The 21,077-nt window shown below is 62.8% G+C and carries 22 protein-coding genes and 1 pseudogene; 16 read left to right on the forward strand and 7 right to left on the reverse strand.

Translation table 11 applies throughout. The features are described 5' to 3' along the window. Positions 1 to 39: 39 nt before the first annotated feature. The 4 genes from AAFG50_RS19735 (at position 40) to AAFG50_RS19750 (ending at position 3,531) form a co-directional block, all read left to right on the forward strand. Positions 40 to 1,074 (forward strand): glutamine synthetase beta-grasp domain-containing protein, encoded by a 1,035-nt coding sequence (locus AAFG50_RS19735; protein ID WP_011086942.1) that lies wholly within the window; start codon positions 40 to 42, stop codon positions 1,072 to 1,074. A 196-nt stretch (positions 1,075 to 1,270) separates the two neighbouring features. Then, positions 1,271 to 1,972, forward strand: coding sequence for a GrlR family regulatory protein (locus AAFG50_RS19740; RefSeq protein WP_028171143.1), 702 nt, complete (start codon positions 1,271 to 1,273; stop codon positions 1,970 to 1,972). Positions 1,973 to 1,990: 18 nt separating this feature from the next. After that, positions 1,991 to 2,677 (forward strand): substrate-binding domain-containing protein, encoded by a 687-nt coding sequence (locus AAFG50_RS19745; RefSeq protein ID WP_028171144.1) that lies wholly within the window; start codon positions 1,991 to 1,993, stop codon positions 2,675 to 2,677. 32 nt (positions 2,678 to 2,709) lie between these two features. Further along, a complete protein-coding gene (locus AAFG50_RS19750; protein WP_028171145.1) occupies positions 2,710 to 3,531 on the forward strand; it encodes a tetratricopeptide repeat protein in 822 nt (273 codons plus the stop codon). 89 nt (positions 3,532 to 3,620) lie between these two features. On the opposite strand, the gene AAFG50_RS19755 is transcribed toward AAFG50_RS19750, so the two are convergent. Continuing rightward, on the reverse strand, positions 3,621 to 4,079 hold the full coding sequence (locus AAFG50_RS19755; RefSeq protein WP_028171146.1) for a hypothetical protein: 459 nt from the start codon (positions 4,077 to 4,079) through the stop codon (positions 3,621 to 3,623). Positions 4,080 to 4,193: 114 nt separating this feature from the next. On the opposite strand from AAFG50_RS19755, the gene AAFG50_RS19760 reads away from it, so the two are divergent. The 3 genes from AAFG50_RS19760 (at position 4,194) to AAFG50_RS19770 (ending at position 5,843) form a co-directional block, all read left to right on the forward strand. After that, the gene (locus tag AAFG50_RS19760) at positions 4,194 to 4,664 is read left to right on the forward strand and encodes a hypothetical protein (protein WP_011086947.1); all 471 of its coding nucleotides are present in this window, start codon (positions 4,194 to 4,196) and stop codon (positions 4,662 to 4,664) included. Positions 4,665 to 4,721: 57 nt separating this feature from the next. Beyond that, a complete protein-coding gene (locus tag AAFG50_RS19765) occupies positions 4,722 to 4,871 on the forward strand; it encodes a hypothetical protein (RefSeq protein WP_007609497.1) in 150 nt (49 codons plus the stop codon). A 267-nt stretch (positions 4,872 to 5,138) separates the two neighbouring features. Further along, complete coding sequence (locus tag AAFG50_RS19770) at positions 5,139 to 5,843, forward strand: hypothetical protein (protein ID WP_028171147.1); 705 nt, start codon at positions 5,139 to 5,141, stop codon at positions 5,841 to 5,843. Between the two features lie 161 nt (positions 5,844 to 6,004). Here AAFG50_RS19770 and AAFG50_RS19775 read toward each other — a convergent pair whose 3' ends face one another. The 3 genes from AAFG50_RS19775 to AAFG50_RS19785 all read right to left on the reverse strand — a co-directional run bounded on the left by AAFG50_RS19775 (position 6,005) and on the right by AAFG50_RS19785 (position 9,129). Further along, positions 6,005 to 6,532: a hypothetical protein gene (locus AAFG50_RS19775; RefSeq protein WP_039184394.1), complete on the reverse strand. Its 528-nt coding sequence runs from the start codon at positions 6,530 to 6,532 to the stop codon at positions 6,005 to 6,007. Positions 6,533 to 6,656: 124 nt separating this feature from the next. Then, complete coding sequence (locus tag AAFG50_RS19780; protein WP_074077712.1) at positions 6,657 to 6,890, reverse strand: DUF3551 domain-containing protein; 234 nt, start codon at positions 6,888 to 6,890, stop codon at positions 6,657 to 6,659. A gap of 1,276 nt (positions 6,891 to 8,166) precedes the next feature. Then, positions 8,167 to 9,129 (reverse strand): AraC family transcriptional regulator, encoded by a 963-nt coding sequence (locus AAFG50_RS19785; protein ID WP_028171150.1) that lies wholly within the window; start codon positions 9,127 to 9,129, stop codon positions 8,167 to 8,169. A 215-nt stretch (positions 9,130 to 9,344) separates the two neighbouring features. Between AAFG50_RS19785 and AAFG50_RS19790 the strand changes: the two genes are divergently transcribed. Continuing rightward, positions 9,345 to 10,115 carry an alpha/beta hydrolase gene (locus AAFG50_RS19790; protein WP_028171151.1) on the forward strand — a complete coding sequence of 257 codons (771 nt, stop codon included), beginning with the start codon at positions 9,345 to 9,347 and terminating at the stop codon, positions 10,113 to 10,115. 192 nt (positions 10,116 to 10,307) lie between these two features. After that, a complete protein-coding gene (locus AAFG50_RS19795) occupies positions 10,308 to 10,802 on the forward strand; it encodes a DUF302 domain-containing protein (protein WP_028171152.1) in 495 nt (164 codons plus the stop codon). A gap of 104 nt (positions 10,803 to 10,906) precedes the next feature. Here AAFG50_RS19795 and AAFG50_RS19800 read toward each other — a convergent pair whose 3' ends face one another. Then, positions 10,907 to 12,025: a LysR family transcriptional regulator gene (locus AAFG50_RS19800; protein ID WP_231166705.1), complete on the reverse strand. Its 1,119-nt coding sequence runs from the start codon at positions 12,023 to 12,025 to the stop codon at positions 10,907 to 10,909. Here AAFG50_RS19800 and AAFG50_RS19805 point away from each other — a divergent pair. The 5 genes and pseudogenes from AAFG50_RS19805 (at position 11,990) to AAFG50_RS19825 (ending at position 18,399) form a co-directional block, all read left to right on the forward strand. Continuing rightward, positions 11,990 to 12,391 carry a heme-binding protein gene (locus AAFG50_RS19805; RefSeq protein WP_231166706.1) on the forward strand — a complete coding sequence of 134 codons (402 nt, stop codon included), beginning with the start codon at positions 11,990 to 11,992 and terminating at the stop codon, positions 12,389 to 12,391. The two genes, AAFG50_RS19800 and AAFG50_RS19805, sit on opposite strands and share 36 nt — an antisense overlap. Positions 12,392 to 12,486: 95 nt before the next feature. Then, a pseudogene (locus tag AAFG50_RS19810) lies at positions 12,487 to 12,684 on the forward strand (hypothetical protein); the annotation flags it as partial. A 176-nt stretch (positions 12,685 to 12,860) separates the two neighbouring features. Next, positions 12,861 to 15,695, forward strand: coding sequence for a winged helix-turn-helix domain-containing protein (locus tag AAFG50_RS19815; protein WP_049832374.1), 2,835 nt, complete (start codon positions 12,861 to 12,863; stop codon positions 15,693 to 15,695). Between the two features lie 150 nt (positions 15,696 to 15,845). Continuing rightward, positions 15,846 to 16,607, forward strand: a complete 762-nt coding sequence (locus AAFG50_RS19820) for an SDR family oxidoreductase (RefSeq protein ID WP_039184398.1) — start codon at positions 15,846 to 15,848, stop codon at positions 16,605 to 16,607. 169 nt (positions 16,608 to 16,776) lie between these two features. Beyond that, positions 16,777 to 18,399, forward strand: coding sequence for an ABC-F family ATP-binding cassette domain-containing protein (locus tag AAFG50_RS19825; protein ID WP_011086957.1), 1,623 nt, complete (start codon positions 16,777 to 16,779; stop codon positions 18,397 to 18,399). Between the two features lie 69 nt (positions 18,400 to 18,468). Here the strand turns inward: AAFG50_RS19825 and AAFG50_RS19830 are convergent, their stop codons facing one another. Then, positions 18,469 to 18,879 (reverse strand): hypothetical protein, encoded by a 411-nt coding sequence (locus AAFG50_RS19830; protein ID WP_129557568.1) that lies wholly within the window; start codon positions 18,877 to 18,879, stop codon positions 18,469 to 18,471. A gap of 177 nt (positions 18,880 to 19,056) precedes the next feature. Between AAFG50_RS19830 and AAFG50_RS19835 the strand changes: the two genes are divergently transcribed. Further along, positions 19,057 to 19,932: an MBL fold metallo-hydrolase gene (locus AAFG50_RS19835; RefSeq protein WP_028171156.1), complete on the forward strand. Its 876-nt coding sequence runs from the start codon at positions 19,057 to 19,059 to the stop codon at positions 19,930 to 19,932. Between the two features lie 186 nt (positions 19,933 to 20,118). Here the strand turns inward: AAFG50_RS19835 and AAFG50_RS19840 are convergent, their stop codons facing one another. Then, the gene (locus AAFG50_RS19840; RefSeq protein WP_011086960.1) at positions 20,119 to 20,367 is read right to left on the reverse strand and encodes a hypothetical protein; all 249 of its coding nucleotides are present in this window, start codon (positions 20,365 to 20,367) and stop codon (positions 20,119 to 20,121) included. A gap of 248 nt (positions 20,368 to 20,615) precedes the next feature. Between AAFG50_RS19840 and AAFG50_RS19845 the strand changes: the two genes are divergently transcribed. Continuing rightward, on the forward strand, positions 20,616 to 21,074 hold the full coding sequence (locus tag AAFG50_RS19845) for a cupin domain-containing protein (RefSeq protein WP_028171158.1): 459 nt from the start codon (positions 20,616 to 20,618) through the stop codon (positions 21,072 to 21,074). Positions 21,075 to 21,077: the final 3 nt, after the last annotated feature.

Consider the following 21,077-nt stretch of genomic DNA (forward strand, 5'->3'; position numbering starts at 1 on the left):
CGGGCCCCCAACCTTTCGCATCATCTACAGAGAGGCTCAATGACCAAGTATAAGCTCGAGTACATCTGGCTCGACGGATATACGCCGACTCCGAACTTGCGCGGCAAAACTCAGATCAAGGAATTCGCGTCGTTCCCGACGCTCGAGCAGCTTCCGCTCTGGGGCTTCGATGGCTCCTCCACCCAGCAGGCCGAAGGCCACAGCTCCGATTGCGTGCTGAAGCCGGTCGCCGTCTTCCCGGACGCCGCGCGCACCAACGGCGTGCTCGTGATGTGCGAAGTCATGATGCCCGATGGCAAGACCCCGCACGCCTCCAACAAGCGCGCCACCATTCTCGACGACGCCGGCGCCTGGTTTGGCTTCGAGCAGGAATACTTCTTCTACAAGGACGGCCGTCCGCTCGGCTTCCCGACCTCCGGTTATCCGGCGCCGCAGGGCCCGTACTACACCGGCGTCGGCTTCTCGAACGTCGGCGACGTCGCCCGCAAGATCGTCGAAGAGCATCTCGACCTCTGCCTCGCGGCCGGCATCAACCATGAAGGCATCAACGCGGAAGTCGCGAAGGGCCAGTGGGAATTCCAGATCTTCGGCAAGGGCTCCAAGAAGGCCGCTGACGAAATGTGGATGGCCCGCTACCTGATGCTGCGCCTGACCGAGAAGTACGGCATCGACATCGAGTTCCACTGCAAGCCGCTTGGCGACACCGACTGGAACGGCTCGGGCATGCACGCCAACTTCTCGACCGAGTACATGCGCACGGTCGGCGGCAAGGAGTACTTCGAGGCCCTGATGGCCGCCTTCGACAAGAACCTGATGGACCACATCGCCGTCTACGGCCCGGACAACGACAAGCGTCTGACCGGCAAGCACGAGACCGCGCCGTGGAACAAGTTCAGCTACGGCGTTGCCGACCGCGGCGCTTCGATCCGCGTGCCGCACTCCTTCGTCAACAACGGCTACAAGGGCTATCTGGAAGACCGTCGCCCGAACTCGCAGGGCGACCCATACCAGATCGCTTCGCAGATCCTGAAGACGATCTCGTCCGTGCCGACCGAGAAGAAGGCGGTCGCCTAAGATCCTCCCGGCCCGGGCGAGGGGGCTGGCCCGGGTTGGCATTCAATCCGCCGGAGCTGAAAGGCTCCGGCGGATTTTTTGCATTTTGATGACGGCCGTTCCTGTGGTCCGCCGGCTGTGATGAGGTGAATTTTGTCCATCGTCATCGAAAGCGGGATAGACTGTGCCCGGATGTGCGCAGGGCCGGGGACGGCTGGTGTTTGAGGGTTTCTACAAGGTGCGGTTTCAGCTCGGCGACGCCGTTGGCCGGAGCGTGATGCATGCCGGCAATGGCAAGATGCTCGGCGGCAATTCGGCCTTCGCCCATATCGGCACCTACGAGAAGACCGATGACGGCGTCGACATCGTCATCAAGACCGTCCGCCACAACCCCGATCCGAACTACCGCGCCATGGCCGGCACCGATGACGCGACCTTGCTGGCGAAAGGCCGGGCCGACGGCGATCTCTATCGCTTCAAGGGCGAGCTGAAGGAGCTGCCGGGCGTGCCGTTCCAGTCGGTGATGACGCCGATCACGGAGGACGAGGTGCCGATCGCCGGCGGCGTCGGCGAGGGCGGCATCGCCGATGGCCTCTATTCGATCCACCTGCGCATGCTCGACGGCGTCGACGGCGGCCTCACCGGAGTGATGCTGCTCAACCAGGGGCGCATTCTCGGCGGCGATGCCGCGTTCTACTATCTCGGCAGCTACACCGCCGCGAACGGCCGCTGGAAGGGCCAGATCCTCAATCAGGAGCACACGCCGGCCAAGGACGATCCGATCTTCGGCGGCCACGAGGTCGGCATCGGCTTCTCCGGCAGCTACGACGCGGAGCAGGCGGTGCTGGAGGCAACCGCGCTTGCCGGCAAGCGCAGCCTGCGCCTGACCGCAGCGCTCAAGCTGATGCACCGCGCCTGATCTCATCCGGGAAGACACATGGAAAAGACCATCCGCATGCTTTCGACGCTCGGCCTGATGGGCGCGATGCGCAGCCTGTCGTCCGCGTTCGAGACCGCTAGCGGCATCCACGTCGATGCCGACTTCGCGCCGACCCTGGCGCTGCTCAAGCGGCTGCGCGACGGCGAGGCCGCCGATCTCGTCATCCTCACGCGCGAGGGGCTCGACGAGATGATCGGCGAGGGCCGCGTCGTCGCGGAGAGCGCGGCCGATCTCGCGCGCTCCTTCGTCGGCATTGCCGTGCGGGCAGGGCAGGCGCATCCCGACATTCCCACCGAAGCTGCGCTGCGCAAGACGCTGCTTGCGGCGCGGTCCGTCGCCTATTCGCGGCTGGGCGCCAGCGGCGTCTACTTCGCCCAGCTGATCGTCCGGATGGGGATCGCAGCCGAGATCAACGCCAAAGCCACCATCGTCGAACAGGGCTTTACCGCCGAGCGGCTCGTCAACGGCGAGGCGGACCTCGCCGTGCAGCAGATCAGCGAGCTGAAGCAGGTCGACGGCATCGAAATCGTCGGCCCGGTCCCGCACGATTTGCAGACGCCGGCCGTGTTCTCCGCCGGCCGCATGGCGAACGCGAAACAGGCCGAAGCCGCGTACCTGCTGCTGCGCTACCTGGCATCGCCGGAGGTCGTGCCCGTTCTCCGTCAATCCGGACTCGAGCCTTGAATTTGCCGGGGCGGGGACGCAACGTGGTGCCCATGCGGACCTATCTTCTTGCCATTCTCCTTGCGCTGGCCGCGCCCCTCGCGGCGCATGCGCAATCGGCCGACCTCGTCCTGTGCGACCGGGTCGCGGCCGATCCCAGCGATCCCGACAAGCCGGCCGACGTGAAGGGCGTGGCGGAGGTCGCTGCCTCCGACGTCGCGACGGCCATCAAATTCTGCAGGCAGGCCGCGCCATCCTCGCGGCGGGCGATGTTCGAGCTCGGCCGCGCCTATGCCGCCGGCCGTCAGATGGCGGAGGCGATCGCCGCCTGGCGCAAGGCGGCCGACAAGGGATCGAGCGCGGCCATGGTCGAGCTCGGTGTGCTCTACGGCACAGGATCAGGAGTCGCGAAAGATGAGGCGCAGGCGCGAAAGCTGTTCGAGAAGGCGGCGCAGGCCGGCAATCCCCGCGGCGTCAGCAATCTTGCCGCGCTCGGCGGCGCCGGTGGCGCCGCGCCGGCCGATCCCGCGCAGGCTCGCGCGCTGCTGGGCAAGGCCGCCGAGACCAATGCGGAGGCGCAGTATCAGCTCGGCCTGATGCTCTCCGAGGGCACGGCCGGGGCGAAGGACGATGTCGCGGCGCGCGCGCTGTTCGAGAAGGCGGCCGCGCAAAACCATCCCGGCGCGCTGGAGCGGATGGGCGCCTTCGCGCAGGAAGGCCGCGGCGGGCCGAAGGACAAGGACGCCGCAAAAGCTTATTACGAGCGTGCTGCCGCGCTCGGCGACGAGGACGCCAAGGCCGCGCTGGAGCGGCTGCGCTGCCCCTACGCGATCAAGGACAAGCAGGGCAAGCTCGTCACCACGCTGTGCTTCTAAAGCGCGCGATGAGATCGCGCTTTAGAATTATTGTTTGAGCATGATCCTTTCGGAAAACCGCTGCCCGCTTTTCCGGATCATGCTGTAGCTCACTTCATGTAGTAGGCGAGATTGTTGCGGGCGTCGCGATAGGTCGTCTCGAGAAAATCGGGATATTCCGCGGCGGCCTGCGCCACGGCGCGTACGACGCAGTCCCAGAAATCACCGTCCCATTTGAAATGGGCCTCGGCCGCGCCCTCGAATTTGACGGCGGTGATGATGGCCTGCCTGATCGCGTTGTCGTCGGCGCGAGGATGAGCTCGCTTCACATAGCCGAACATCGACCCCTCATGGGCATGGTCGCGGTCGTAACGATATTTCTCGGCCATCTGCTGCGGCGAGAGGGTGCGATTGATGCGGACCTCCTCGGCGGTCGGGCGCCCCTCGATCGAATCCAGTCGGTAGCGCCAGCGCCAGAGTTCGAACGCGGCATCGAGCAGCGGTTGCTTCGCCGCGCTGGCGATGAAGGCCTCGATCTGCTCTTCGGCGGATGGTTCGGTCCGGTTCATGCCCCTTTGTCGTGCGCGTGCGCCGACGGGTTCGACGCCGCCCTTGATCGAGCGCAAGGCTCCCGGGCACCGCGCCAGCGTACACTTGCTTCTCACGGGAAATGGAGACCTGCGATGAGGCTTCGGGGGTGGATGCTGGCGCTGGCCGGCTTTGGCGCGCTAACCGCCGTGGCAACGGCGCAGGACCTCAAATCGCCATCCTCGGACCAGTATGTGCCGCGCCTCGGCGACATCATGGGCGCCGCGCAGACGCGTCACCAGAAACTCTGGCTGGCCGGCAAGGCCCAGAACTGGGAGCTCGCGGCCTATGAGCTGCGCCAGCTCAAGGCCAGCCTGGTCGAGGCCGCCGTATTCTATTCAGGCATTCCCGTCGGTAATGTCACGACCTTGGAGCCATCGCTGCAATCGATGTCCGACGCGCTCACGGCGAAGGACGGCCGCAAATTCGCAAAGGCCTTTGGCGATTTGACCGAGGGCTGCAACACCTGCCACCGGTCGATGAAGCGCAACTTCGTCGTCATGAAGGTTCCCTCCGACCAGGCGCCATTCGCCAATCAGCAGTTTGCGCCGCCATCCAAGCCGTGACGGAACGGATTTCGCGCGCAGCGGGTTGAATCCGAAAACCCGACAGGAGGCGTGATCATGATCCGCAAACTGGCATCCGGCGAGTATCGCCTTTACTCACGCAAGGTGAATCCGAAGACCGGCAAGCGTCGCAACCTCGGCACCTTCAAGAGCCGCGCGGCGGCCGAGAAGCACGAGCGCGAGGTGCAATATTTCAAGCGTCACTAGCGCGTCGCGAGGCGGCCGGGACCACGCAGAACAAAAAAGTCGAAAAACAACCCCATGCACAGTAGCCGGGGCACTGAAATCGCAACGAAATCACGGATTGCGGATTTGGCGAATCTCGGTTGACCCGTCGGGCAAAACAGGGGCATGATGGCATCATGCAGCGGAGGGTCCGGCGAGCAGCCCTGCGCGCAAAAGCCGGATGGCCTTGGTGCGGCGGCGGTGCTAGGTAGCCTTCCGATTCCTTTCCGATTTTGCGGGTTCATTGCGTTGCTGGACGGACTCTACAAGGTTGAATACGGCGTCAACGATGCGTTCGGCCGCAGCATCATGTGCCTGCATGACGGCAAGATGCTGGGCGGCAATTCGGGCTTCGCGCATCTTGGCACCTATGTCGAGCGCGACGGCGAGATCATCGCCGAGGTCATCACCGAGCGGCATAATCTGGATCCGAACTACAAGCCGCTGATGGGCGCCGACGTCGCCTCGATCGGGGCACGCGGGAGGCTGCACGGCAACCAGATCCGTCTGGAGGGCGGCGCGGACACCATGCCGGGCGCAAAATTCTGGGCCAATCTCACCCGGCTCGACGACGAGGCGGTGCCTCCGAGCGGCGCGGTCGGCCCTGGCGGCATCGTCAACGGGCTCTATGGGATGAGCCTGCGCGCGCTTGACGGTGTCGATGCCGGACTCTCCGGCGTGATGCTGCTGATCGACGGCCGCATCCTCGGCGGCGATGCGTTCTTCTACTATCTCGGCTCCTATTCATCGGCCGACGGCCGCTGGAAGGGTGAGATGCTCAACCAGGAGCACACGCCGGCGAAAGGCGAAAATCCGGTGTTCGGCGGCTATGAGGTCGGGATTGGCTTCTCCGGGACTTGCACGGCGGATAGCGGCGAGCTCGAAGGCATCGCGCTCGCCGGCAAGCGCAGCCTGCGCCTTGCGGCCTCGCTCAAGCTGATGCGGCGGGCCTAGGGCGTGTCCTCATAAATTCGTCGCGTCCGCTTTGCTGTTGGAAGGCGACGTTGAATCCGATACGTCTGGATGTCGGCCGTGGGCCAACAGGCGACATCACGCCCTTCGTCGATCACAAGGGCATGCGTTGCGCATCAAGTTCGTTATGGGTCAACTCAGGCTCATCCGCCTCGCGCGTCGCGTACCGCCTGCGCGACTTTCGTCGCCTGCGACACTCGTCCGATCTTTGCGCCTGCAATGGTCTTTCTTCGGCGTGTGCTTGCCTTCGGCACCATGCCTTCGTTCGCGGTGGCTCCGGCTGGGGGATAAATCGTGAAGTTCGCCGCTCGATGCAGCGCGAGAGCCTTTCGAGCCGCTTCGACATGCGCGGTCCGAGCTGCCAGGTTGTGAAGACGCCGAAGCTCGTTGTTCAACCGCTTCAGCGCCGCGGCGAAGACTTGCTTGCGTTCTGATGCATGCTCGGCGGTTCCTGGAAAGCTGGCTCCGCGAGCCTCGGCTTTTCCGCGCCCCTGTCGCTGCCTTTGTCGGCCGAGCGTTCGCTCCTTATTGCGCATCTTGCGCAAGCGGGGTCGCATGGCCTCAAGCTCAGCGATTTCGACGTCATAGATGGCAGGATGGTGCGTGAGGCGGATCGTCTCATATTCTTCGTGGCTGAGGAGGCTGCGTTCGAACTTGCAGGGGACCGACATTCTCATCCCTCCATTTGATTCCTTGAAATTCAGGCAGAACGGGACTCATCCAGGTCGACGATTTTCTCAATAATCAAGCCGCACCCACCAACAATTATCGGCCCGGTGCGCCCGCGGCGCTCAACTACTGTCTGCCCTGCCGCGAGCGTCCGAATGCATGGCGCGGATTGACCCCGCAGGACGCATGTGTGCCGGAGGCAGCCGTCCTGCACTGCTGGAGAGTCGAGAACTGGCAGTTGCCGGGATGGCCCCAGCGGCGGCCTTGTAGGCAGTAGCGATCTGCGACCGCGGGCGAGAGTGATCCGACTGTGACCAAGATCAAAATGGTGGAGACCGCAGCAAACAGAATACGGCACATCGGAGTCCTCCTGTACTCGTTGGGTGAGTGCTCACCTGTGCTCCACTGGGTTGGAAAGGCACCGGGACCAAGGTCGACTGTAGCTTCAGCGTTCCGGATGATCATCCGATCAAACCCGTAGAGTTCGCAGTGAATTTCCCGAGATCCTGCGTCGGTGCGGAGTTTTCATGCCGGAGGGCCGGTTGGGGTCAAAAGCGCCGTTTGGAAGGTCGGCCAGTTGCTTTCTCTCTACCCCGATAAGCGAACAATTTCGGCGCTAGCTGCGGAGATCTGCTATTTGATCACCTCGTCGGCGCTTGCACTCGACATCTGCGTCGCAGGGGAATGAAAGCAGCCCGCTCCGCATTGGGGCAAAGCCGGACATCAACCGGCGGACATTCAATTGTGCTCAATTTGCCCGCCAACTCGCTGAGCCGAGAGTAGCCTCAAGAGAGGCTTCAATGATCCTTCCCGTAAGGGATGCCTGCCAGATCACGAACAGGGCATCGCGGCGGGACTAAAATGCCTCGCGCTGACCATGATTTCGAGCGTATATTTGCCAAATCTGGGCGATGGCAGGGCAGTTGCAGTGACGGCTCAGTCCCACAAGACCGCAGAAGAGGAGTACGAGGAGCAAGTTCGCATCCTCGTCCGTATCGTTTCATGCTGCACATTGGGGCTTTTCGCTTTCGCTGCGGGCCTGCTGATTGGGACCTTTCTGTTCTCGTGATCGAAGATGAATGACCGGCCTCCGGGCGCGGTTCTGTTTGGCTTGGGCTTCACGAAAGTTACAAGTCTCGCTTTGCCATGGATTTCGCATGATCACGTGCATGCCGTTGGACGACAACGGCTTGATCCATGTCGTCAAGTGTCAGCTATCGCAACATGCATCCTTCGAAGGGGCGACATTGCCGGGCTGCAATATCCTAACTCAGCCTCAATGTCCTTGAGGGTCAAGAAGCCGACATCGGGCCAACGGCCGTAGTACGTCGGATATGGGTCATAAGCCGGCGATGATGACCAAGCGGGGCGACGTCCGCTTTATCTTCGGAAGCCGACGGTCATGAGTACTCGCCCTAGCGCCTCGTCACGGAGCCGGACACGCCGCCCCGGTCTTCACCCAGGCATCGACCAGCGCGCCGGCAAGCGCAGCCTGCGGCTGGCGGCTTCGGCTCAAGCTGATGCGGCGGGCGTAGGGCGGGTACTCATAAATTCGTCGCGTCTGCTTTGCTGTTGGAAGGCGACGTTGTCGGCGATGGGCCACTTGCAGACATGGCGACGGCGCGCGTGCTCGAGGTCAATCGGATACGTGTACTTCCGAATTGCCCGATTGCGCGTAGCCTCCGTCGGCGCGTCGAGAGGCTCGGTAGCGGCCTGGCGAATGTCCGTGATGCCGGTGAAACAGCTTCGAAAACGCCGCCGCTGTCTCGTAGCCAACCCGGCTGGCAATCCGCGCGATGGGCTCATCGCTTGTTTCGAGCAGAAACGCCGCCTCGGCCATTCGGCGTTCGATCACATAACGGTGCATGGACTGGCCGACGAGCCTGGTAAAGCGCGCCGAAAATGCCGAGCGGCCGAGCCCGACGCGACGGCCAAGGTCGCTCAGCGTCCAGAGCTGCTCCGGACTTTCGTGAATTAGCTTCAGCGCCGGTCCGATATGGGGATCAGAAATGGCCCCGATCCAGCCGCCTTGTCCGGGACTGAGCGACGCGATCCAGCTTCGCAGCACCTCGACAAAGAGCACTTCCGTCAGTCGTGAAAGCGCGACGCCTTGGCCAGGACGCTCGAGCGCGGACTCGCTCATCATGCGGCGCAGGATGGCTTCAAGCCAACCACGGTCCGCCGTCGGCTTCAGCAAGAGCACGGGTGGAAGCAACTCCAGCACGCTGCCAAACATCGGCCGCGACACGGTGAAATTGCCGCAGAGCATGGTCGAGAGCGGCTTTGCACGGCTGCCGTGACGAAGGAATCCGAGGCGTGGCGACGACCGTTCGATATCCGCGATGCGCAAAGGCTCGGCCCGGCGATCCGAATAAAATACATGGGGCTCGCCGCGCGTGATCACGACGAAATCGCCCTCGGTCATCTGGATTTCCTCTCCCTGTTCGAGCGCGAGGGTCGCCGAACCCTGGCTGAGATAGTGAAACAGGGCGTAGGGGCGCGCCGGCAACTCAAGATGCCAGGGATGGCCGAGCTCGAAGTGAAAGAGCAGCGTCCCGCCGAGACGAACCCGATCGAGCACCTGGGTGAGGATGTCCATGCGGTCCAGATTAGACCGGTGGACGATCGGACACAACATGCGGACGATTGATCCCTATCGTCCGAAATGCCCGCAGAATAGATCATGTCGCAGCGGGCCGACGGTAGGTGCGGCAACCATTTCGCCGACGGCAGATGGAAGAACCGCGACCTTGCTGGAAACGCCTGTCCATCCCCCCGGACTGATTTCGTCCGACACGCCAACAGGAACATTCAATGCGAAGTATCCTTCTCTCAGCCGCCACTGTACTCTTGGCCGGATCGACGTTGGTCGGCTCCGCCCAATCCGCCGAACTGCCCAAGGGAGCAGCGCACAACATCTTGCTCGTGCACGGCGCTTTCGTGGACCAGACGAGCTGGCAGCCGGTTGCCGATATTCTCACGAAGAAAGGCTACAACGTCACGCTCGTGGAAAATCCGCTCACCTCGCTCGTCGCTGACGTCGATGCCACCAAGCAGGCGCTGGCGAGACAGGACGGCAGGACCGTTCTGGTCGGCCACTCCTGGGGCGGTATGGTGATCACGCAAGCCGGCAACGATCCCAAGGTTTCGGCGCTGGTCTATGTGTCCGCCTTCGCGCCGGAGGTCGGCGAATCCCTGGCGTCGCTGGCAAAGGCCGGCCCGCCGACCGAAGGCGGCAACGCGATCCATCCCGACGCGAAGGGCAATCTGTACATCGATCCCAAGATTTTTCCGTCGGCCGTCGCGGCTGACCTTCCTCCGGAGATCGCTGAGCACCTGGCCAACTCGCAGCTTCCGTTGAATCACGTTGCGTTCGAAGCCCCCGTCAGCATTGCGGCCTGGCACGACAAGCCGACGTTCGATGTCATCACCACGAAGGACAAAGTCATCGCGCCCGAGGCCCAGAAATTCTTCGCGACAAGGATGAAGGCTCAGACGACGGAAGTCGCCGGTAGCCATGCCTCGCTTGTCGTGCATGCGAAGGTGGTCGCTGAGGTGATCGAAAAGGCCGCGCTCGTGAAGTGACGGTACGACTCCCGGCGCAGTCGCGCCGGGAGCGCCCACGCTCGCAGAGCGCCTGCAAGGGCGACGGCGCGAGTCGGCCAAGCCGCAGGAGCGCCAGCGATATCCTGAAGGAAGGTTTCGATCGCCGCGCTACCCGGCGCGTTCCGATGCGATCGAGCCACTTCATCCATGACAGTTGGTACGGAAGATAAGATGAAAATCCAAAAAGTCGAAGTTGAGCGCTTCAGCCTCACGAGTTCAAAGCCGTTCGACGCCGTCGTGGCTGCGCTCAAGTCGGCGATCGGTCAGCCTGACATTGTCGAATTTTTCAGGGCGACGAGGGCCACAGAATCCTTCCCGGATTTAAAGCGCATTGTACAGAGCGGCCTGGGTCGCACCGACCTTATGCTCTTCGCTGAGTTCGACTTGGGCGACATCTTGCGTCGGGAAAATGGATCCAGGACGCCGAGGATCATACGGCTTGTGGTCGGAAATCCACTCATCATGAAAGAAATGGTCAAGCACGTGCCCGACGCCGGATCTTACGCTCCGGTCACAGTGCTCATTGATGAGCGTGCCGACGGCGTGCACGTCTCCTATGATAAAATGGAGAGTTATCTGCGGCATTATGGCAGTTCGGAAGCCCTTGCCGTCGCCCAAAATCTCGATGCGAAAATCACCGCTTTGCTACGCGAATGTGCAGGCTGAAACGTTCTGATGACGTCTTTGGCTGATGGAAGTGAGTAATTCATACCAATCGCGGAACGCGACGAGGTCGCGCAAGCGGTCGCTGCCAGCGCGAAAGCCGCAGCTCATATCCGCAGGGCGGAAAGCCGGGCCACGAGGAAGTCGATGGCTGCGCGGACCCGCCGAGGCATCGCGCCGGCTCCTCGCGTGGGCCAGACAATCTGGAGCGGGATGGGCGGCGGCTCGTGGCCGACGAGGATTTGCTCGACGATCCCCTGATCGATGAGCCTGCGGACCTGCCAGAGCGGAGCGAGCCCGATGCCAAAGCCGGACGCGACGGCCGCATTGCGTGCCGCGGCGCTTTCCGACCGAAAGCGACCATGGACTTCGATACGCTTCTTGTTGCCTCCGAATGCCCACCTGTCGTCATCGCTCGCTCGCAACACGCATTCATGACGGGATAATTCTTGCGGATGCTCGGGACGCCCGTGGGCGGCGAGATAGGCCGGCGAGGCGAACACCGCCCAGCTCAGTCCACCGATCCGGCGAGTCCGCAAATTCGAGTCTGGCAGGTTGCCGATGCGAACGGCAAAATCGAGCTTCTCGGCGACGAGATCGACACGCTCGTCGGAGAGGACGAGCTCGAGGTCGATCTCCGGATTCCGCGCCAGGAACTGGCTCAGGACGGGCGTGACAAATTCGGGGCCGAAAAGGCTCGAGGTGCCGATGCGGATGGTCCCGGCAAGCCGCCGGTCGCTGGCGAGCAGGTCCTCGCGCGCGGCGTCGATGGTCGTCAGTGCGAGGCGGATGCGGCCGGCGAATTCGAGGCCCGCGGGTGTGGGGTGCAGGCGCCGCGTCGTTCGCGATACGAGCTCCACGCCAAGATCGTCCTCGAGCCGCGCAAGCGAACGGCTCACCGACTGCAGCGATCTGCCGAGACGCGTTGCCGCGAACGTCAGGCTGCCTTCGTCAATGACGGCGAGGAACGTCGCATAATCCGCAAGCGAGGCCAGCGCTATTCTCCCGAAAAGTGAGATAATATGTCCGCATCTGCGGCTATTATCATCACAAGTGTCATGTGTTGGGAATGGGCTCCCGATCACCTGGAGCTTCCCATGACGAAGCCTGATGCCTGCGTGGCAAACGTCCCCCTCGCGGCCCTGACGCCGCTCTATGGTGCCCCGATCACCCTTGATGAGGCGGCGCTGGTGGCCGATGCGGCGCGTGCCGAGGCGCAACGTCATGGCTGGCCCATGGTCATCGCCATTACCGACAGCGGCGGTCATCTCGTGCTGTTGTACCGTCTCGACCAGGCGCAGCACGGCAGCGTGCTCGTCGCGCAGCAGAAGGCGAAGACCGCCGTCGATTTCAGGCGGCCGACCGGCGCGTTCGAATCCGCGCTGGCGGACGGCGGCCTTCACTGGCGGCTGCTGGGCATGACCAACCTGACGCCTCTGGAGGGCGGCCTTCCGATCCTGCGCGACGGCAGGGTGATCGGAGCGATCGGCGTATCGGGCATGCAGTCAACCCAGGATGCGCAAGTCGCCGCGGCAGGTCTTGCGGCCGCGTCCCCGATTTCACCAGTGTCGTCAAGCGCCACGGCGACATGACGAACCATGAGGAGATGGGCCTGGTGCAGAGGGTCGGGCTCCACAAGCCCTGATCTATGAGCCCTAAACCTTGGGGCATATTGCGGGAATTTGGCGACCAGGAGCACACGCCGGCGAAAGGCGAAAATCCGGTCTTCGGCGGCTATGAGGTCGGGATCGGCTTCTCCGGGACCTGCACGGCGGGTAGCGGCGAGCTCGAAGGCATCGCGCTCGCCGGCAAGCGCAGCCTGCGCCTTGCCGCCTTGCTCAAGCTGATGCGAAGGGCCGCATGTACCTCGCGAAGCGCGTCATAAAAACGTGCGAATTTGCAAAGACGCCAAGATGTGACTGACTGTCACATGGAAGAAGCGCTCGCGGCACTGCGATGATTTGAAAGCAGTGCGTCAACTGCTGCCCACTGCCGATTGACGCGCAGGATTGCGAGACGAGCGGCTATTCCTGTGCACGAAAGCTCAAGGAAAGGCCTGGTATGGTCATGAGCATCGACTCTGCTGAAAGTTCCGATGCGGAAGTATTCTTCGGTCGCTTCCAACTGGACAAGCGTCGTCGGCAACTCCTGAAGGATGGAGTTGAAGTTCGGATCGGCTCGCGCGGTTTCGACATACTGATTGCGCTGACCGAGCGCGCCGGCGAACTCGTCAGCAAACGCGACCTCCTATTCTCCGTGTGGCGTGACGTCGTCGTCGACGAGGCCGTCTTGAGAGTGCACGTGGCCTCCCTTCGCCGGGCCTTGGGCGAAGGTCAGGATGGCGCGCGCTACATCGTCACTGTTTCCGGTCGGGGCTATAGTTTTGTGGCTCCGATCGAGCGCAAACGTAGCAATGGGCTTGCATCTTCTGGATACGTTCCGCCCCCCAGGCATGGACGCCAATTCCCGTCGATTCCCAGATTGTTCGTTGGACGGGACGAAGTCGTCGACGACCTCTGTGCGCTCATCGTGAAGCAGCGTTTTGTCAGCGTCGTTGGAGCTGGCGGTATCGGCAAGACTACCGTGGCCGGGGCTATCATTCGCCGGCTACATGCCGAATTTGGCGATGAAGGCGCCGTTTTTGTCGATTTGGGCGCTGTTGACGAACCTGGCCTAGTCGCTGGGGCGGTTCTCTCCGCGGTCGGCTGCCCGCTCGGAGGAGCCGAGCCCCTTGCGGAACTTCTGGGGTTCGTTGCCGATAAGCGAATTCTAATCGTGCTGGACAGTTGCGAACATCTTCTCGATGCGGCCTCGCATTTGGCCAGCCAACTGTTTCAGTGTACTTCCGGCGTTTGTCTGCTTGTCACGTCGAGGGAAGCATTGAACGTCGAGGGCGAGATTGTGCACCTTCTCAGCCCTCTTGCTTGCCCAATCGACGACGTTCCGAGCGCCGCGGATGCGATGGCGACCCCGGCGGTGAGGCTGTTTATGGATAGAGCCTCATCCGCTGGTTTTGAGGGGGCGCTGAATGACGCTGATGCGCCGGTCGTTTCCGAAATATGTCGCCGTACCGATGGCATCGCGCTGGCGATCGAACTGGTCGCCAGCCGAGTGGGGACCTATGGCCTTCGGGGTGTTGCGGGTCTGCTGGCCAGCGATATGGAGCTGTCACTGACAGGCCAGCGAAACGCTGTCCCACGACACCGCACGCTTCAAGCGATGCTCGATTGGAGCTTCAGGTTGCTTGCCGAAAGCGAACAGCGAGTTCTTTCCCATCTTTCCATATTTGTCGGTCTGTTCACGATTGAGGCTGCCTGCTCCGTTGCCGGAAGTGGGGAGCGAAAAAGCGCCGAAGTCGAGATCGCGATTGCGAGGTTGGTGGACAAATCGCTCGTCTGGGTTCATCTGGTCGGTGAAACCGTGTTCTATCGTTTACCCGATGTGACGCGCACGTATGCTGCGGCCAAGCTCGTGGAAATCGGGCAGGCTGAACCGGTTTCCCTGCGCCACGCGCTCTATTTCGGTGCTTTCTTCAAGGCAATCGCGCTCGAGCAGGGGGCTTACGCTGACATCGGACGTTATTCGCCTCACATCGGAAACGTGCGGAAGGCACTCGAGTGGAGCTTCTCAAAAGAGGATCGCTCGATCGGCATCGAGCTTGCCGCAGATTCCGCCCCTTTGTTTCTCGGTCTGTGGTTGCTGGTCGAGTGCCGGCGTTGGTCGGGGTTGGCACTGAAAGCGATTGCGAATTTCGGCCGACTCTCGCATCGAGAGGCACGCTTGCAGGAGGCATACGCAGTCTCGTCACTGCATACCTTGGGTAATACGACCGAAGTTCAGGCCGCCATACGGCGCGGGCTGGCACTTCACGAGGCGAGCGAAGAAGCATTGCCACAGCTGCGACTGCTGGCCGGACTCAACCTTTTCCTCACAAGGCTCGGCGACTTTGAAGGAGCATTGGCTGCAGCGACGAGATGCAGAACTGTAGCCGAGCTAAGCGGTTCATTGAGCGACAGAATTATTGCCGAATGGATGCTGGCGGCGGCTTGCCACCTCGCTGGCGATCAAGTCGCCGCGGTGGCGCATTGCAAGTGCGGTTTCGAGCTGGAGACGTCAATTGGTCGGCTCGACATCAATCTGTTTGGATATGATCACCGTCTGCGCGCCGAGATCGCACTGGCACGTTCTCTTTGGTTGCTGGGCTCCCGCAAGCAAGCTCGCAAGCAGGCGCTTGAGGCGATGAACGAGGCAGCTCGGTTGGCTCCGGCGGCGAACTATTGCATGGCGGTGGTCCACTCCGTCCCGGTGCTGCTGTGGAGCGGGAACACCGGTGACGTTGCCGACCATGTCGATCGTGCAATCTCACTGGCTGAGAAGCATTCTCTCCGAGGTCATGCAGCAGCCGCTCAGGCTCTGAGGGGAGAGTGGCTTTTCATGAGCGGGAGGCCCGCCGACGGCGTCGAGGCGCTGCGCCAGGCGCTGAGAGGGCTCCACCGTGAGCAACTTCACATGGTCATACCGGCGGCATCCCGCGCGCTCGCCGATGGACTTGCCCGAAGCGGAAGGTACGACGAGGCACGCGAGACCATTCAATCGGCAATTCTATTTGCGGAGCGGATGCGCCAGACGTTCTGGATGCCGGAATTGCTACGCACGCAGGCGCAAATCATCCTGACGAGCCCAAATCCCGACCGCAAGGCAGCAGAGCTGGCGCTTCGGCGATCGATGGATAGTGCAAGAAGCCAACGAGCATCAGGGTGGGAGCTGAAGGCCGCTGTTCCGCTGGCGCGGTCGATGAAGAATCGAGGCCGAGGAGCTGATGCGCACGCGCTGCTTCAACGGGTCTTCGAGGCACGTCCAGAAGTATCGAGGTCGACTGCCCGTCCCTTGCATTGAGCGCTTCGGGTGCAAGATGTCGATCTGGCCAGTCTCCAGGTGACCCGGCAGACATCGGAATTTTTCATTTTCTAACAGCTTCTAACGCGCGCCGCGCTTCGGAGCGGCGGTAGCGTCAATCTGCCGGATTGGGGTTATCAGGAGAGCGTGATGAAGCAGCGGGGAAGAATTGCGTTGATCACCGGCGGAAGCCGAGGCCTCGGGCGAAACACGGTGCTCAATCTCGCACGGCGAGGCGTCGATGTCATGTTCACCTACCATTCGGCCGTCGCCGAGGCCGAAATGGTCACGCGAGAGGTCGAGCAAATGGGGCGCAGAGCGAGGGCCTTGCAACTCGACGTCGGACGAACGAGTACATTCGAAACCTTCGTCTCGCAAGTTCGAGCGGCACTGGGCGAAATTGGCGCGATCCGTTTCGACTATCTCGTCAACAATGCCGGTATTTCCCACCATAATTCACTTGAGAAGACGACCGAAGCAGAGCTCGACGACATATACCGGGTGAACTTCAAAGGCGTCTTTTTTCTCACCCAAAAATTGCTTCCATTGATGAGTGACGGTGGCCGGATCGTGAACCTCTCGAGCGGGCTCGCACGGATCATCATTCCCGGAAGCGGTCCCTACGGCGCACTGAAGGCCGCAATCGATGTGTTGACCCGCTACCAGGCAAAGGAATTCGCCTCTCGCGGGATTGCCGTCAACGCGGTGGCTCCGGGTGCGGTACAGACAGATTTCAGCGGAGGGATGGTCCGGGACAATCCGGAGCTTAACAAGCAGGTTGCCGGGATGACGGCCCTTGGCCGGGCTGGCGTTCCCGATGACATCGGCCCGATGATCGCATCGTTGCTGTCTGACGATAATCGCTGGGTCAATGCGCAGCGGATCGAGGTTTCTGGAGGCATGGCGATTTAGCCTGCCAGGAGGCGCAGACGGTCGCCCCGACCGGCTCCTGCTGCGGTCCCGGCCCTGGCAGGCAATATTTAGCCGCTGGCAACCGGTGCCTCCGGGCCTCGCCGGGCTTCCCCTGGGAGCCGGCATGGCCTATGACGCTGCAACGCAAAATTCCCCCCAAAAAGACCTCATGATCCGCCTCGACAACGTCAGCAAGCAAGCCGGCCACCAGATCCTGTTCATTGAAGCCTCCGCCGCCCTCAACAAGGGCGAGAAGATCGGTCTCGTCGGGCCGAACGGCGCGGGAAAGACCACCCTGTTCCGGATGATCGCCGGTGAGGAACTGCCCGACGAAGGGCAGGTCTCGACCGATCGCGGCATCACGATCGGCTATTTCAACCAGGACGTCGGCGAGATGAGTGGCCGCAGCGCCGTGGCCGAGGTGATGAACGGCGCCGGTCCCGTCAGCGAGGTCGCAGCCGAGTTGCGCCAGCTCGAGGCTGACATGGCCGACCCCGACAAGGCCGACCAGATGGACGAGATCATCGCGCGTTATGGCGAGGTGCAGCACGCCTTCGAGGAGCTCGACGGCTACGCGCTCGACGGCCGTGCGCGCGAGGCGCTGTCCGGCCTCGGCTTCAGCCAGGAGATGATGGACGGCGATGTCGGCAAGCTCTCGGGCGGCTGGAAGATGCGCGTGGCGCTCGCCCGCATCCTCTTGATGCGCCCCGACGTCATGCTGCTCGACGAGCCGAGCAACCATCTCGATCTGGAAAGCCTGATCTGGCTGGAAAAATTCCTGCACGATTACGAAGGCACGCTGCTGATGACCTCGCATGACCGCGAGTTCATCAACCGTGTGATCTCCAAGGTGATCGAGATCGATTCCGGCTCGCTCACGACCTATACCGGCGACTACGAGTTCTACGAGCAGCAGCGCGCGCTGAACGAGAAGCAGCAGCAGGCGCAGTTCGAGCGCCAGCAGGCGATGCTCGCCAAGGAGATCAAGTTCATCGAGCGCTTCAAGGCGCGTGCCTCGCATGCTGCGCAGGTGCAGAGCCGGGTGAAGAAGCTCGACAAGATCGAGCGGGTCGAGCCGCCGCGCCGCCGCCAGAGCATCGCGTTCGATTTCCCGCCGGCACCGCGCTCGGGCGAGGACGTCGTGGCGCTCAAGAGCGTCCACAAGGGCTATGGCAGCAAGCGCATCTATGACGGCCTCGATTTCATGATCCGTCGCAGGGAGCGCTGGTGCGTGATGGGCGTCAACGGCGCCGGCAAGTCGACGCTGCTCAAGCTCGTCGCGGGCGCCAGCGAGCCGGACCAGGGGACGGTGGCGGTCGGCGGCAGCGTCAAGATGGGCTATTTCGCCCAGCACGCGATGGACCTGCTCGACGGCGAGCGCACCGTATTCCAGTCGCTGGAGGACGCGTTTCCGACCGCGGGGCAGGGCTCGTTGCGCGCGCTCGCCGGCTGCTTCGGCTTCTCCGGCGACGACGTCGAGAAGCGCTGCCGCGTGCTCTCGGGCGGCGAGAAGGCGCGCCTCGTGATGGCGAAGATGCTGTTCGATCCGCCGAACTTCCTGGTGCTGGACGAGCCGACCAACCATCTCGACCTCGCCACCAAGGAGATGCTGATCACGGCGCTGTCGGATTTCGAAGGCACCATGCTGTTCGTCTCGCACGACCGGCATTTCCTGGCGACGCTGTCGAACCGCGTGCTCGAGCTGACGCCCGAGGGCATCCACCAGTTTGGCGGCGGCTACACCGAATATGTCGCGCGGACCGGGCAGGAAGCGCCGGGGTTGCGGTCGTAGCGGCGGCCTGTAGCCCGGATGGAGCGTAGCGCTCCGGGATCAAAACGCTGTTGGCGCTCGTCTTGCGTTCTATGTCAGGTTTCGCCGAAGCCACTCCAGGCGCTCTTGCTCTTCTTCAGGGGGGCGGCGCTGGACGAGGACGAACCCCACAAGTCGATCGGCTTGGTCCAACCAAAAGGTGCCGTACCACTCGGCGGTGGCGAACGCCGTTAGGGTAAGGATCTCCGTCGGATGCAATTTCTCTAGAGCGGACAGCAGCGAATGAAAGCCGTATGTGACAATGCCGGCCTCTGTCGCGCTCACTTGCCTGATCCTGCAAATTCGCAAGGACTCGTCTGCCTGCCCGAAGCTAGCTTCTTCTCCAGACGGAACGATTCTGGTCAGGTCCGACCGCTTTAGGAAGCCAAGAGCCGCCTCGGCGTCTTCGCTCGCCGGTAGCGAACCGATCACCCGAGCTAGCAATTCGACTGGGACAGCCACAGCATCTCTCCGAGGGGCACCGTGCTATGCTAACATTGGTGTGGAGTTTGCCAAGAAGCGACATGCCGTTCGGCTCGCACAACGATGTACCGGGGGGCTGAGCTAGCATTCCGATACATGCCTTGACGCGTCGATGCCTCGCGCTACGCTCTCAGCAAAAAAGGGAGCAAAGCAACCATGAAGCAACTCCGGATCGGCGACATCACCATCGACGCGGTGATCGAGCGGGAAGGGCCCTGGCGACGGCCTCAGGACTTTTTCCCGGCTTACGATGAGGGCGTATTCAGGCGCCATCTGCCGACGATGGAGCCGGAGGTGTTCGACGCCGCGCGCGGCATGATGGTCATCACCTACCAGACGTTCGTCGTGCGCACGCCGCGCTACACAATCCTGGTGGATACCTGTACCGGCGAGGACAAGGGGCATCCGCCGCCGTTCGACTTTCCCGGCAAGGAGCGCTGGCGCAACGAACTGTTCGCGCTCGGCATCTCTTTCGAACAGATCGACTACGTCTTCTGCACGCACCTTCACATCGATCACACCGGCTGGAATACGACCCTGCGTGACGGCCGCTGGGTGCCGACGTTCCCGAATGCGAAATACGTCTTCCACAAGGGTGAGTATGCAGCCTGGGAGGCCGAGAACGCCAAGGGCAGCAACCCGCCCGGCACCGTCTTCCGCGACAATTGCCTGCCGATCGTCGAGGCCGGGCAGGCGCTGCTGGTGGACGATGATTACGCGCTCGATGACACCGTGACGCTGACGCCGACGCCGGGGCATTCGCCCTGCCATTGCTGCGTCAACATCTTCTCGAAGGGCCAGCGCGCGGTGGTCGCGGGCGATCTCATGCATCACCAGATCCAGTGCCGTGAGCCGGACTGGTCGGCGATGCCGGATTGGGATGCGAAACAGTCGGCGGTCTCGCGGCGAAAGTTCTTCGCCTCCGTCGCCGACACCGACACGCTGATCCTGCCGATCCATTTTCCGGCGCCGACGGTCGGGCTGATCAAGCCGCTGGACGGGGCGTTCGACTACCGGTTCAAGCGGGGGTGATGGCGGCGAAACTCGTAAGCGCGTAGGCAGGTCTCGTGTCCCGGACGCGGTGCGGCGCGCAGTGACGCTCCGCTGAGCCGGGACCCATCTCTCGGAATGCACGTGAAAGCGTGGGCCCCGGCTCTGCAGCGCATCGCTGAAGAAGCGCTGCGCTGCGTCCGGGGCACGAGAGTGTCGCAGCCCGCGTTACGCGCTGACTTCGCACTTCTTCATGAAGCTGTTCTTGGCGGCACCGGCCAGCGGCTTGCCGTCGGCGCTGACGGCCTTGGGCGTGCAGGCGTCGGCCTTGCACTTCTTCAGGAACGAGGTCTTGGCCGCTCCCGCCAAGGGCTTGCCGTCCTTGCCGACGGCCTTGCTCTCGCAGGTGTCCTCCGCGAAGGCCGAGCCTGCTGCAAAGGTGGCGACGATCGCAGCCAGGAAAATACGTTTCAGCATGGGTGTCTCCCTAAACCAGAAATGGTGCGGAGATTGGAGCCGGGAATCGTGGCGCAATCAAGCAGGATCGGCGCGTGCCGGGCGCGGGCGCTGATATTTTCGCTGCGCGCGATGAATGCATTCCGCCTTGACGCGCGCGGCTCCGGGCCGGCCTCCGGATTCGCGCCCGCCGCTTGCTGCACTGCGCGCTGACCGCGCGGCCGAGACCTGTTAGGCTGATCCCATTCCAGCAGGAACGGAGCGTTGCCATGGATGCCGTGACGAGCCCGCAGACCGCCGACCAGCATTCTCATCTGGTTCAACCCGCGACAATGGAATGGCAGAAGACGCGCTTTCCCGGCTGCGAGGCCAAGACCTTGCTGTTCGATCGCGGCACGGGGCTGATGACGGCGTTGATGCGCTTCGCGCCGGGATCGGTGCTGCCCGATCATGAGCATGTCGGCATCGAGCAGAGCTACGTCATTGAAGGCGCTCTCGTCGACAAGGAGGGCCCAGCCAAGGGCATCGCCTGCAAGGCCGGCGAATTTATCTGGCGCGAGGCGGGCAGCCGCCACGCCGCCTGGTGTCCGGACGGGGCCTTGATCCTTGCGATCTTCCAGGTGCCGAACAAGTTCTTTGAAGCCGACGGCCGCGTCGTCGATGCCGCCGGTCAGGATTGGGACGAAACGTGGGGCCACACGGCGGCCCAGCGGGCGCGGAGCGTCTAGTCG

Origin of the sequence: Bradyrhizobium sp. B039 (assembly GCF_038965675.1) — a bacterium.
GTDB lineage: Bacteria > Pseudomonadota > Alphaproteobacteria > Rhizobiales > Xanthobacteraceae > Bradyrhizobium > Bradyrhizobium diazoefficiens.